Genomic DNA, 12,641 nt, shown 5'->3' with positions numbered 1-12,641 from the left:
CGGGACGCCGGATCCGGGCGGGGCCTCGCGGTCTCGGTCTTTGCCTCTTCCGCCATCTCATGGGGCCTTCTTGCCGTTCGCCACCGCCAGGTGGCACAAAAACACGACGCCACCCAGCAATATGAACGTCATTTGCCAGAGATTCGTTCCAACGCGAAACTTGGGATCATGCCGCCAAATTACAATGAACGAAGCATACACGGCAACCGAAACCGCCGCCGCGATCAGACCCGTTCCAAGCACCGGATGCGAAGGCAGCCTGGGCCAGAAGTCGTGCATGGTCACGCATATCAGCGTGAAACAATAAAACGAGAGAGCCCACGGGCTTACATCATCGAAAACGATGTCCCACTCGATTGGAAAACTGCTTGGGCCCATTTGCCAGAGCGAAACCACGGCGGCCGAGATCACGATGGGGAGGGTAATCGGAGCGAACACTTGCCAACCGAGCCAGTCCCATTGCCACAATTTCGGGTTCACGCAGGATGCCCATTCCGCGCTCGAACGCGCAGTATCCCAGGTCGCCGCGTTGAATCAAGCGCCTCGTCCGGCGCGCGCCAGACGAGGCACCTTGTTCGAAGCGCATGCGCAGCCGCCTCAGGGCGCTCCCCGTTTGTCTGTTGAGGGCGCCGACGCGCCGACAATCCTGTAGAACCTGACACTGACCGGCGAGCAACCCGACGACGCGGATTCCGGAACAGGAACAGCGGGCGAACTGGGATCTTCGGCTCCGCGACTCGAGCCGCGCGGCGAGCAGCTTCGCCAGTTGGAGACTTACGAAGGCTGGCGGCTGGCTTTTCAGGGCATGAGCGCCCTGGCCACGATCTTCGCAGCGGGCGCTGCGTTAGTCTTCCATTTCTGGGCCAAATGACCGGTGATTCCGTACAGGCTGGCCTGACGGGGTGCCCAAACTCGACCGCCCCGCCCCGGCGATCACGGCGCCGCGCGCCGACCGCCCTTCGCGTAGACCTGAACGCCGGCGATCTGCATCGGCATCGAGGCGGGCGTCGAACCGTCCGGGACGGTATGCCAGAAGGCGGCGCCGGGACCCGCGACCGCGTTGCTGAGGATCAGCGTCATCGGCGCGTCCGGGATCGGCGCCTGCGCGCTGGTGACCTCGCCGATCGCCTTGCCGTTCAGGCGCCAGGTGATCGACCGCCCCGGGACCCAGTCGATGGCGTAGGTGTTGTAGCCCGCCGTCAGATCGACGCCGGCGTCGGCCTCGCCGCCGAACACGCCGCGCTGCGTATGCAGGTGATAGGAGAGCAGGCTGTTGGCGGCGCGCCGGTCGGCGGTCATGCCGCCTTCCTGGATGTCGATCTCGAAGACGTCGCCGGACGATCCCGCGCCCTTGCCGGGGAGCAGCCAGAGAGCCGGCCAGGCGCCCGGCCCGTTCGGCGCCTTCATGCTGATCTGGATCGTGCCGCCGGTGAATTCCTGCTTGCCATACGTCGAGACGGCGCCGGCGGTGAACGGATAGAGCCGCTTGCCCCCGCCGGGGCCGGGCGCGACGACGCCGGTCCGCGCCGCGCCGAGCGTCAGGCCGTTGTCGACGCAGACCTGCGACGGCAGGTTGTACGAGTCGACGAAAGTCCCGATGCCGCTGCCGCCGCGGCCGTCGCTCCACCACGCCGCTCCCTTCGCGGCGTTCGAGGTGACGTAGGGCACCCAGTTCGCGCTGTTCAGGGCCGCGCCGGAAAAGTCGTCGCTGAAGACGAGGTCGCTGTCGGTGAAGCCTTCGGGCGGGCTGAGCCGCGCCGACGGGGGCGGAGGCGGGGAACCGCATCGCGCCGCGGCCGAGTCCTGCGCCGGCGAGGAACTGGATGCGAGGGCGACGCCCACGAGGGCGACGACGGTTGCCAATGCACTCATCCCGAGGTCTCAAGCGATGCTTCGGAACGGCCGGACGACCACCCGGCCGCGATCGACTTCTACCACAGGCGTCGCCCAGGACGCGCGTCGACTTCTGATCGCGCCGGCCAACGAACGCGACGAAGCCGCGGCGATAGGGCTTCGCCCCGCGTTCTGGCGCCCGCCCGACTCGACCCGGGCGCCAAGCGCGAATGCGCCGAAAGCCCCGGAGGCGACACGCCGAGGCCGGGGCCGGACCGAACGGCGGTTCGAGCGGCGTCCCAGTTCGCGGTTCGCTCCCGGATTCCGGGCGCCAGGGCAAGACCCCGCGGTTCGGCCGTTCATTGGGCCGCAGGCGGCTCGATGCGCCTCAGGAGGAAAGCTCGCGGGCGAGGGCGCCCGCCCGCCGGCGCATCCCGAATCGCCGCCCGTCTCAGACCACCCGACAGGCCGGCGCCCCGGGACGGCGCTGCGCCCGCTACACCACCGAGACGGTCGGCGGAATGAGCGACAGGTCCTCCCAGAAGGCGTCGGCCTTATAGCGGTTGAAGAGGTCGGGCGGCAGGATGGTCGGGCGCTCGCGTGCTGACACCTTGCGGCCGACGTCGTGCAGGCCCGGCGTGCCGAGCCGGAGGTCGAACTCGATCATGTCGTAGTTCGGCTCGATGTTCTTGGGGTCGTGCGGGACGAGGTCCTCGCCGGTGAAGCTGTAGATGGCGGCCAGCGTCGCGAGCGGGTTGGCGACCAGGCTCTCGTAGCGCACGAGCAGAAGACGGTCGGACTGCGCGCCGTAGACCGCCTCGCGCAGCGCGTTCAGCGCATATCCGTACATGCCGTTCGCCGACGCCAGCCCCTCGATGCGCGAATAGACGGTGCCGCCGGAATCGTAGCTGAAGATGCCGGAGAGCTCGAAGGCGTTGCGACGGACCAGGCTCTCGACGCTGTCGAGCACCCAGGCCGGGTTGCGCACGCAGCAGACGACCTTGGCGTCGGGGAAAAGCTCGACCAGGGCCGGGAGCTTGGTCGTCCAGCCGCGGTTGGTGTCGAAGATCACCGTGTCCGGCGCGGCCTCGTGATAGTAGGCGTCGAACACGCCGGTGAGCAGGCGCTTGCGCGTCTCGTCGTCGATGAAGACGGCGGTCTCGTTGCGGTTGCTGGTCTCGCTCAGCATCGCTCGGAAGAGCGAGAACACCGGGCTCGACATGCCGGCGATGAAGCGCGGGTTCTGGCGCAGGAGCGCGGACAGAAGGGTCGATCCGGACCGGGGCAGGCCGGAGATGAAGTGGAGGCGGTTGTGCATGGCGCTCCGTGGGGACGATGAGGGCGGCGCGATTGCGCGCCGCCCTGTTTGCAATAGGGTTCGGCGGCGCCGCTAGGCCTTCGACGGCTCGATCTTGCGGCCCCGGCGCAAGCCGACGAAGCCGAGGCCGGCGAAGCCGAGGCCCATGAGAGCCCAGGTCGCCGGCTCCGGCGCGGCGGAGCCGGTCGCATTGATAGACACGAGGCCGTTGTAGTAGCTGGCGCCGCTGTTGTAGCCGGCGCCGGCGGCCAGGACGACGTTGGTGAAGCTCGGATCGACATACGAGCCGCCGCCGCCGCCGCCGCCGCCGAAGTTCGCGGGATAGAGCGGTTGGTAATACGAGCCGCCGCCGCCGCCGCCGGAGAAGCCGCCGCCGCCGCCGCCGCCGTACCGGCCGCCGCCGCCGCCGCCGCCGAAGCCGCCAGTCCCGCCGTAGCCACCGCCCGCGGCGGTGGAGGTCGAGCCGATGGCGCCCTGGCCGCCCGAGGCGCCCGCGCCGTTCCCTCCGCCGCTCATGAAGCCCCAGCCGCCGCCGCCGCTGCCGAGGCCGGACGTACCGCCGCTGCCGCCATTGCCGCCGACGCCGCCCGCGCCGCCGCTGGAGCTTCCGTCGCCGCCCGAGGTCGAATTCGTGCCGGCGTAGCCGTTTCGCCCGCCGACTCCGTTCCCGGCGCCGCCACCGCCGCCGGCCGCGACCAGCACGCTATAGGCGCCGAACACGAAGCTGCCGCCGCCGCCGCCGCCGGACGAGCCGCTTCCGCCGGCCCCTCCGACCAGAATCGACAGCGTCGTGCCGGCGGACAGCGTGACGTCGCCGCCGGCCTCAGCGCCGAAGCCGCCCTGGTTGAAGTTGTTGCCGCCATTCGCGCCGTAGGCCAGGATCTCGTAGACGCCGGTGGTCGGGGCCGTCCACTGCACGATCTGGCCGGTGAAATTGAACGTCGTCGCGCCCGCCTCGGTCGACGCCGCCGCTGTCAGCGCCAGCGCCGACACCCCCGCAAGCAGCAGCCGGTGTGTGAGGAATCTTCCCATTCCCTTTCCCCTCGTAGAAAGCGAGGGCGAACCCCGGCGGGAGACGCAGTCGCCTGCCGCCGCTCGCAATCGCTCCCCACGATCTTGACTCTATCAACATCGGGTGACTGCCGGATGGGACCAGCGTTGACATTTTCGTGAACAGGCGGCGGCGATGTGTGATATGGGCGCGGCGGGAGGACATCGCTGCGGCCGCGCCGGGCGATTTCGGCCGCGCTTCGCCTTCGGCCGCGCCGCGGAATTCGCGCGCGACCGGCCATGATCCGGCGGCGGCGAGCCGCCACAGCTTCCGACCGGGCGCGGCCGGACGCGTTCGGCCCGGAGGAATCGCCGTTGAAACCCTGCGGATCGTTCTCAGCGACCAGCTAGCGCGCGCCGCGCTCGAGGACGCCGACCGCGAGACCGACGTCATGCCCGAAGCCGGGCCGTCCCGGCCGCCATGCTGAAGTCTGGTGATGAAATTGGTCGGAGTGATAGGATTCGAACCTACGACCCCCTCGTCCCGAACGAGGTGCGCTACCAGACTGCGCTACACTCCGACAAAGGCCGCGCGAAGCGGCCAGAGCGGCCTTATAGGGGCGTCGGGTGGCGCATGCAAGCCTCGCAATCGTGATTTCGCGAGTCCCGCGAATGCGCTTGAAACGCCCGCGCCGACGGCTAATCTCGTATGCAATTCCATGCCAGCGCCCGGCAAACATGCAGGTCAGCGCGGGCGACATCACGAGGAGCGCTCATGAGGTTTCGTCTCGGGACAATCGCGGTCGCCGCGGCCTTCGCCGCCGCCGTGGGCGCGGCGCGCGCGGACGAGGTCAAGGTCGCGCTGATTCGCGGCCTCACCGGCCCGCTCGAGGCCTACGCCAAGCAGACCGAGGCCGGCTTCCGGCTCGGCCTCGAATACGCCACCAAGGGCACGATGGCGGTCGACGGCAAGACGATCGTCATCGTGACCAAGGACGACCAAGGCAAGCCCGACCTCGCGAAAAGCGCGCTGACCGAAGCGTTCGAGGACGACGGCGCCGACATCGCCGTCGGCACGACCTCGTCGCCCGCGACCATCGCCATGCTGCCGGTCGCCGAGGAGCACAAGAAGATTTTGATCGTCGAGCCCGCGGTCGCCGACCAGATCACCGGCGACAAGTGGAACCGCTACATCTTCCGCACCGCGCGCAATTCCTCGCAGGACGCGATCTCGAACGCGATCGCCATCGGGGCGCCTGGCGTCAACATCGCGGTGCTCGGCGTCGACAACGCCTTCGGCCACGACGGCGTGGCGGCGTTCAAGGCGGCGCTCGCCAAGACCGGCGCGACCCTCGTCGCCGAGGAATACGCCCCGGCCAACACCACCGACTTCACCGGCGTCGGGCAGCGCCTGTTCGACGCGCTGAAGGACAAGCCGGGAAAGAAGCTGATCTGGACGGTGTGGGCCGGCGCCACCAACCCGCTCGACAAGCTCGCCGACCTCGGCCCCGAGCGCTACGGCGTCGGCTTCGCCGGCGCGGGCAACATTCTGCCGATCCTCGCCCAGTACAAGCGCTTCCCCGGCCTCGAGGGCGCGGCGTATTATTACTACGCGATCCCGAAGAACCCGGCCAACGACTGGCTGGTCGCCGAGCACGAGAAGCGTTTTCACGCCCCGCCGGACTTTTTCACCGCCGGCGGCTTCGCCGCGGCCGAGGCGCTGGTGACCGCGCTCGACAAGGCGAAATCGACCGACGCGGAGAAGCTGATCCCCGTCATGGAGGGCATGGAATTCGACACCCCCAAGGGCAAGATGATCTTCCGCAAGGAGGACCATCAGGCGCTGCAGTCGATGTACGCCTTCAAGATCAAGGTCGACCCGAACGTGGCCTGGGCGATCCCCGAACTCACCCGCGAGATCAAGATCGAGGACATGGACATTCCGATCCGCAACAAGCGATGAGCCCCTCGCTCGAAACCCGCGGCCTCACGGTCCGTTTCGGCGGCCACGTCGCTGTCGACCACGTCACCTGCGCGTTCCGGCCCGGCGAGCTCACCGCCATCGTCGGGCCGAACGGCGCCGGCAAGACGACCTATTTCAACCTGATCTCCGGCCAGCTGCGCGCCTCCGACGGCGCGGTGGCGATCTTCGGCCGGGACGTCACCCGGCTCGGCGCGCCCGAGCGCACGCGGCTCGGCCTCGGCCGCGCCTTCCAGCTGACGAACCTGTTTCCGCAGCTCGCCGTCGCCGAGAACGTGCGGCTCGCCGTGCAGGCCCACGCCGGGGTTCATTACGACATGCGCCGGCCGTGGCGAGGGCGGCGCGACCTGATCGACAAGGCCGAGGCGGTGCTGGGGTCGGTGGGTCTGGGCGACAGACGCGGGACGCAGGCGGCGGCGCTGTCGCACGGCGATCAGCGCAAGCTCGAGGTCGCGATGATGATGGCGCTGGAGCCCAAGATCGCCATGTTCGACGAGCCGACCGCCGGCATGAGCGTCGACGAGGTCCCGGTCGTGCTCGACCTGATCGCGCGGCTGAAGAGCGACCCGACCCGGACCATCCTGCTGGTCGAGCACAAGATGGACGTGGTGCGCTCGCTCGCCGACCGCATCGTCGTGCTGGTCAACGGCCGGCTCGCGGCCGACGGCGAGCCTCAGGCGGTGATCGCCTCGGCGGTGGTGCAGGAGGCCTATCTCGGGATCGCGCCGGGGAAGGCGGCATGAGCGCCGGTCTCGCGCTGGAAGGCGTCCACACCCACATCGGCCGCTATCACATCTTGCAGGGCGTCGATCTCGACGCCCCCGGCGGGCTGACCACCATGCTGCTCGGCCGCAACGGCGCCGGCAAGACCACGACGCTGCGCACGATCATGGGGCTGTGGCGCGCCTCGAAGGGGCGCATCGCGCTCGGCGACAGGGCGCTGCACAGCCTCGCGGCGAGCGACGTCGCCAGACTCGGGGTCGGCTACGCGCCCGAGACGATGGCGGTCTTTTCCGACCTGACGGTGAAGGAGAACCTGATCCTCGGCGCGCGCCAGGGCCCGATGGACGACCGCCGCCTCGCCTGGATCTTCGGCTTCTTCCCGGCGCTGAGAAAGTTCTGGCTGTCGCGCGCCGGCTCGCTCTCGGGCGGGCAGAAGCAGATGTTGTCGATCGCCCGCGCCATCGTCGAGCCGCGCGAACTCCTGCTGATCGACGAGCCGACCAAGGGCCTCGCGCCCGCGATCGTCGGCGCGCTGATCGACTGCCTGAAGGAGATCAAGGCGACCGGCGTCACGATCCTCCTGGTCGAGCAGAATTTCCGCGTCGCGGCGGAAGTCGGCGACGAGGTGCGCGTCATGGACAACGGCCGCGTCGTGCACCGTGGCTCGATGCGCGATCTCGCCGCAGACCAGCGCCTGCAAATGCGCCTGCTCGGCCTCAGCCTGGATTCGCACCAATGAGCGCGCTCGATGTCGGGGCGGCGCTGCCGCGGCGGAAAATCGAGATTTTGCCGGCGCTGACGCCGCTGATCGTGGCCCTCGTCGCCGCGCCTTTCGTCGGCTCGGCCTCGACCTTCCTGACACTGACGGCGGCGGGAATCGCCATGGGCATGATGATCTTCACCATGGCCTCGGGGCTGACGCTCGTGTTCGGCATGATGGACGTGCTCAACTTCGGCCACGGCGCCTTCATTGCGCTGGGCGCCTATGTCGCGACGCTGGTGCTCCTGCCGCTCGCCGGCTGGTCCGCCTCGGACTCGGTCGCGCTCAATCTCGCGGCCTTCGCGCTCGCCATCCTCGCTGCGGCGGTGGTCTGCGGGGCGCTCGGCTGGCTGTTCGAACGGCTGATCGTCAAACCCGTCTACGGCCAGCACCTGCGCCAGATTCTCGCCACCATCGGCGGCGCGATCATCGCCGAACAGCTCATCTACGCGCTCTGGGGGCCGGACCAGATCCCGCTCGCCCTACCGGCTGCGTTTCGCGGCTCGTTCGTGTTCGGCGACACGGCGATCGAGAAGTATCGCGTGCTCGCGACCGTCGTCGGCCTCGCGGTGTTCGCGGGCGAGACGCTGATCCTCAACCGCACCAAGATCGGCCTCCTGATCCGCGCCGGCGTCGAGAACCGCGAGATGGTGGAAGCGCTCGGCTACCGCATCGACCGGCTGTTCGTCGGCGTATTCATGGCCGGCAGCGCGCTTGCGGGCCTCGGCGGGGCGATGATGGCGCTCTACCGCGGCCAGGCGCACGCGACCATTGGCGCCGAGTTTCTGGTCCTGTGCTTCATCGTCATCATCATCGGCGGCCTGGGCTCGGTCGGCGGCTCGTTCGTCGCCTCGATCCTGGTGGCGCTGATCGCCAATTACGCCGGCTTCCTCGCGCCGAAACTCGCGCTCGTCTCCAACATTGTCGCGATGGTCGTGGTGCTGCTGTGGCGTCCGCGCGGCCTCTATCCGGTGACCGGCCGATGAGCCTTCTCTCCGGCGATGGCCCGCGCGGCCGGCCCTTGCAGATCCTCATCGGGGCTGTCGTGCTGGCGCTCATGCTCGCTCCGTTCCTGTTCCCGGGCGCGAAGGCGCTGAACACGTCGGCGAAAATCTGCGTGATGATCCTGCTCGTCGCCTCCTACGACGTCCTGATCGGCTACGCCGGGATCGTGTCCTTCGCCCACGTCATGTTCTTCGGCGTCGGCGCCTACGGCGTCGGGCTCGCGCTCTACGGGCTCGGGGCGAGCTGGACCGCGGTTGCGATCGGGCTCGTCGCGGCGGCGGCGCTGTCGCTCGCGCTCGCGCTCGCAATCGGCCTGTTCTCGCTCCGGGTGCAGTCGATCTTCTTCGCCATGGTGACGCTCGCCGTCGCCTACGCGTTCAACGTGCTGGCCTCGCAACTGTCGGACATCACCGGCGGCGAGGACGGGCGCTCGTTCAAGGTCCCGGCGGCGCTGCAGCCGGGGTTCAAGTGGCTCGACCATCCGATTTTCGGCGTGCCGGCGAGCGGCAAGCTGATCGCCTATTATCTGGTGTTCTTCGTCGCCGCAGTCGCCTTTCTGGTCCTGCTGCGGGTGGTCAACTCGCCATTCGGGCGCGTGCTGCAGGCCATCCGCGAAAACCCCTTTCGCGCCGAGGCGCTCGGTTACCGGATCGTGTTCCACCGCACGCTGGCGACCTGCATCTCGGCGCTCGGGGCGACCGTCGCCGGCGCGCTCAGCGCGTTGTGGCTGCGCTATGTCGGACCCGACACGGCGCTGTCGTTCTCGATCCAGGTCGACGTGCTGGTGATGGTGGTGGTCGGCGGCATGGGGTCGCTGTGGGGCGCGATCGTCGGCGCGGCCGTGTTCGTCGTGGCGGAAGGCTATCTGCAGGACCTGATGGGGGCGCTGGCGAACGCCGCGGCGGAAGCGCATCTGCCGCTGCTGCCGGGCCTGTTCGACCCGCACCGCTGGCTGCTGTGGCTCGGCCTCGCCTTCGTGCTGGCGGTCTATTTCGCTCCCGCGGGGATCGTCGGGGCGCTGAAGCCGGCCGAGGGGAAGGGGAAACGGACGTAGTCCCCTCCCCTCCGATTCAGCCATGGGCGCGGGTTCGCTCTCGGCAGCCGATTTCAGCGGCTCGGGCGCCGTTTCGGGTGACTTTGCAACTTTGTAACTCCCGCGCCGGGCGCCCTTCCGCCGTCGTCGCGAGGAGCCCGAAGGGCGACGCGGCGATCCAGGAGCCGCCTGCGCGGACGGCGAAGAACCGCTGCGCCCGCCAATTCGCCGAGACACTGGCCCTGCCCCCCTGGATCGCCGCGTCGCTTCGCTCCTCGCGATGATGGAGAGCTTTGCCGTTCCGCCCACCTCGGGCAGAGACGCAACCTTCGTCCGCGCGCCGCCCGACAGCGAGAGAGAAATCTTGAGCCGGCGCCGATCGGGCATATGCTGTCATAACCGGACAGCCCGCTCGCGGAGGCCCTCCTCGGCAAGGAACCGGACCTGCTCGTCCCCGACTTCTGGCTGCACGAAGCAACCAACGTCCTGTGGCTGAAAGCGCGGCGAAAGCTGCTGACACTGGCCGAGGCGCGGGCCGGTCTCGGTCTGCTCCGCGCGGCCGTCGCGCCGATTCCCACCGCATCCATGCGCCTGCACGACGCCGCGCTCGACGTCGGCATGACCATCGATCACCCGGTTACCGACACGCTGTATCTAGCTTTCGCCATCGCGACCGGGGCGAGCGCTGTCGTGCCTGCGGACGTGGCCTTCGCTCGCGCCGTGCGGACCCACCCCCGAGCCAGCCGTGGCGACCATGGCGCTGACGCTCGAGGATTGGGCGCATTCGCGAAACCTGGGGCAGTGAGCGGGACGCCCGGCGCCGACGCACGCGTCCGGGCCCTTGCGTCCGCGCCCAGTAAACCCCACTGTCAGGCATTCAACGGAGGAGACGTCTCATGAAGATCGGCGTCATCGGTTCGGGAATCGTCGGCCAGACTCTCGCGGCTGGTTTCTTAAAACACGGCCATTCCGTCGCCATCGGCACCCGCGATCCGGGCAAACTCGCCGAGTGGCTGGGCGAGAACACCGGCGCGACGGTCAGGTCGTTCGCGGAAGCCGCCACCTTCGGCGACGTCGTGGTCCTGGCGGTCGGCGGCGAGGTGGCGCTGCACGCGCTGAACTATGTCGGCGCCGCCGCGATCGACGGCAAGCCGGTGATCGACGCCACGAACCCGATCGGCGGCGGGCCGCCGGTCGCGGGCGTCCTCAGCTACTTCACCGACCAGAACGAGTCGCTGATGGAGCGGCTGCAGAAGGCGTTTCCCGACGCGCATTTCGTCAAGGCGTTCAACTCGGTCGGCTCGTCCTACATGGTCAATCCCGACTTCGGCGGCCTGCGGCCGACCATGTTCATCTGCGGAAACGACGCGAAGGCCAAGCGGACCGTCGCCGGGATCTGCGACCAGTTCGGCTGGGACGTCGAGGACATGGGCGCGCTCGAGGCGGCGCGCGCCATCGAGCCGCTGTGCAAACTCTGGTGCATCCCCGGCATCGGCCGCGGCGACTGGTCGGCGCACGCTTTCAAGCTGCTCAAGTAAGGCGCAGGACGTCGAGGCGACCTCGACGTCGCAGCGACGGCCGGTTTTCCGGCTCGCCGGCGGCGAGCGACGGGACAGGCGGCGTCTCGCCGCGCCATAGGGCGACGGGCGTTGGGAGAGCGCGGGACACGCTCCCTCCCGGGACGCTCTACGCCGCGACCTTGTCGACCGAGGCCCCGTAAATCTCGGCGATCGCCTCCCCGAGCGCCTTGTCGAAGTCGGCGTCGCTCATCGAGCGTAGGAGGCCTTCGGTAAGCGCGCGGGAGAAACTGGCGATCATGCCGTGATTCAGCGCCAGCTTCCGGCACGCCTCGGCGCGCGAATAGCCGCCCGAGAGGGCGACGACGCGCAGGACGCGCTTGTCCTCGATCAGCGGCGCGTAGAGGTCGGGAACATCCGGCAGGGTCAGCTTGAACATCACCTGCCGGCCGGCCGGAAGCCGGTCGAGGCCTTCGGCCAGCGCGTCGAGCAGGATCGTTTCCGCCCTCGCCTTGTCCGTGGCCTTGATCGAGACCTCGGGCTCGAGGATCGGGACGAGGCCGTGCCCGGCGATCTGCTCGCCGATCTCGAACTGCTGCCGCGCGATGGCCGCGATGCCGTCCTTCGAGGCGTGATTGATGACCGAGCGCATCTTGGTGCCGAACACGCCGAGCTTCGCAGCCCTCGCGAGCAGCGCGTCGAGGCCCGGCATCGGCTTCATCAACTGCACGCCGTCCTGATCGTGCTCGAGCCCCTTGTCGACCTTGACGATCGGCACGACGCCCCGGTCCTCCCACAGGTAGGTGGGCACGGGCTTGCCCTTGGCCTCGCCGTCCATCGTCCGCTCGAACAGGATGGCGGCGATGACCTTGGCGCCGGTGAATGCGGGCGCGCTCATCATCCGCACCCGGAACTCGTGCATGAGCTCGAACATTTTCGCTTCGTCGCCGGCGTACTCGCTGTCGGGGATGCCGTAGAGCCGGAGCGCCCCGGGAGTCGAGCCGCCGCTCTGGTCGAGAGCGGCGATGAAGCCGCCCTTGCTCGCCATCTGCTGCTTCATCGTGTCGTTGGCCATGATCGTCTCCTCGCCTTCGAGCCGCCCCGCGTCAAAAGTTGGCCGATCGCCTTCCGGCTCCCGGTCGGGGGCGACGACGCAGCGCGCCCTCCGCGAGCGCGAGCTTACCACCGAACGAGCCCTAAAGGCGGGGAAAGGTCGCGTCGCAGATCGGGGGTCGGCCGCACGGATGCAGCAACGCGTCACTGAGCGTCGCGCGACCGCTCGCCAGCGCCTCGGGGGCCATGCCGGCGAGGGTCGCGAGATCGCCGTTCATCAGCGCAGCGATCACCGCCGCGCCGCCCGCGTCGGGACAGCTGAGCACGGCGCGGTCGCCCCGTTTCTGGTCCACCACCAGCCACTCGCCGCCTTCGGTGCGGCAGGGCAGATACCGAAGGGCGGCGAAAGCGGACTTGACGTCGGGCAT

General features: G+C 69.0%; 12 protein-coding genes and 1 tRNA gene. 6 read left to right on the top strand and 7 right to left on the bottom strand.

The features are described from left to right. Nucleotides 1–57 precede the first annotated feature (57 nt). From DFR50_RS14030 to DFR50_RS14005, 5 genes are all read right to left on the bottom strand, one after another. Entirely contained in the window at nucleotides 58–480 is a 423-nt protein-coding gene (locus DFR50_RS14030) for a hypothetical protein (protein WP_147262767.1), read from the bottom strand. Between the two features lie 453 nt (nucleotides 481–933). Further along, nucleotides 934–1,872 carry a glycoside hydrolase family 16 protein gene (locus DFR50_RS14025; protein ID WP_113889898.1) on the bottom strand — a complete coding sequence of 313 codons (939 nt, stop codon included), beginning with the start codon at nucleotides 1,870–1,872 and terminating at the stop codon, nucleotides 934–936. Between the two features lie 457 nt (nucleotides 1,873–2,329). Continuing rightward, nucleotides 2,330–3,151 carry a sulfotransferase family protein gene (locus DFR50_RS14020; protein WP_113889897.1) on the bottom strand — a complete coding sequence of 274 codons (822 nt, stop codon included), beginning with the start codon at nucleotides 3,149–3,151 and terminating at the stop codon, nucleotides 2,330–2,332. Nucleotides 3,152–3,223: 72 nt separating this feature from the next. Beyond that, nucleotides 3,224–4,183, bottom strand: a complete 960-nt coding sequence (locus DFR50_RS33330) for a PEP-CTERM sorting domain-containing protein (RefSeq protein WP_147262766.1) — start codon at nucleotides 4,181–4,183, stop codon at nucleotides 3,224–3,226. Nucleotides 4,184–4,645: 462 nt separating this feature from the next. After that, nucleotides 4,646–4,722: transfer RNA gene (locus tag DFR50_RS14005), tRNA-Pro, on the bottom strand. A 194-nt stretch (nucleotides 4,723–4,916) separates the two neighbouring features. Between DFR50_RS14005 and DFR50_RS14000 the strand changes: the two genes are divergently transcribed. From DFR50_RS14000 to DFR50_RS13970, 6 genes are all read left to right on the top strand, one after another. Then, a complete protein-coding gene (locus DFR50_RS14000; protein ID WP_113889894.1) occupies nucleotides 4,917–6,104 on the top strand; it encodes a substrate-binding domain-containing protein in 1,188 nt (395 codons plus the stop codon). After that, nucleotides 6,101–6,865, top strand: coding sequence for an ABC transporter ATP-binding protein (locus tag DFR50_RS13995; protein ID WP_113889893.1), 765 nt, complete (start codon nucleotides 6,101–6,103; stop codon nucleotides 6,863–6,865). The genes DFR50_RS14000 and DFR50_RS13995 overlap by 4 nt, the downstream gene beginning before the upstream one ends. Next, on the top strand, nucleotides 6,862–7,584 hold the full coding sequence (locus DFR50_RS13990; protein ID WP_113889892.1) for an ABC transporter ATP-binding protein: 723 nt from the start codon (nucleotides 6,862–6,864) through the stop codon (nucleotides 7,582–7,584). Before DFR50_RS13995 ends, DFR50_RS13990 begins: the two co-directional genes overlap by 4 nt. After that, complete coding sequence (locus DFR50_RS13985) at nucleotides 7,581–8,591, top strand: branched-chain amino acid ABC transporter permease (RefSeq protein ID WP_113889891.1); 1,011 nt, start codon at nucleotides 7,581–7,583, stop codon at nucleotides 8,589–8,591. Before DFR50_RS13990 ends, DFR50_RS13985 begins: the two co-directional genes overlap by 4 nt. Beyond that, nucleotides 8,588–9,664, top strand: coding sequence for a branched-chain amino acid ABC transporter permease (locus DFR50_RS13980; RefSeq protein WP_113889890.1), 1,077 nt, complete (start codon nucleotides 8,588–8,590; stop codon nucleotides 9,662–9,664). The genes DFR50_RS13985 and DFR50_RS13980 overlap by 4 nt, the downstream gene beginning before the upstream one ends. Nucleotides 9,665–10,539: 875 nt before the next feature. Further along, the gene (locus DFR50_RS13970) at nucleotides 10,540–11,181 is read left to right on the top strand and encodes an NADPH-dependent F420 reductase (protein ID WP_113889888.1); all 642 of its coding nucleotides are present in this window, start codon (nucleotides 10,540–10,542) and stop codon (nucleotides 11,179–11,181) included. Nucleotides 11,182–11,329: 148 nt separating this feature from the next. Here the strand turns inward: DFR50_RS13970 and DFR50_RS13965 are convergent, their stop codons facing one another. Both DFR50_RS13965 and DFR50_RS13960 read right to left on the bottom strand, forming a co-directional pair. Next, entirely contained in the window at nucleotides 11,330–12,235 is a 906-nt protein-coding gene (locus tag DFR50_RS13965; RefSeq protein WP_113889887.1) for a fructose bisphosphate aldolase, read from the bottom strand. A gap of 121 nt (nucleotides 12,236–12,356) precedes the next feature. Beyond that, nucleotides 12,357–12,641: a hypothetical protein gene (locus DFR50_RS13960; RefSeq protein ID WP_113889886.1), complete on the bottom strand. Its 285-nt coding sequence runs from the start codon at nucleotides 12,639–12,641 to the stop codon at nucleotides 12,357–12,359.

The sequence above is a fragment of the Roseiarcus fermentans genome, from assembly GCF_003315135.1.
Taxonomy (GTDB): Bacteria; Pseudomonadota; Alphaproteobacteria; order Rhizobiales; family Beijerinckiaceae; genus Roseiarcus; species Roseiarcus fermentans.
This window is presented reverse-complemented; position numbering and strand designations above follow the sequence as displayed.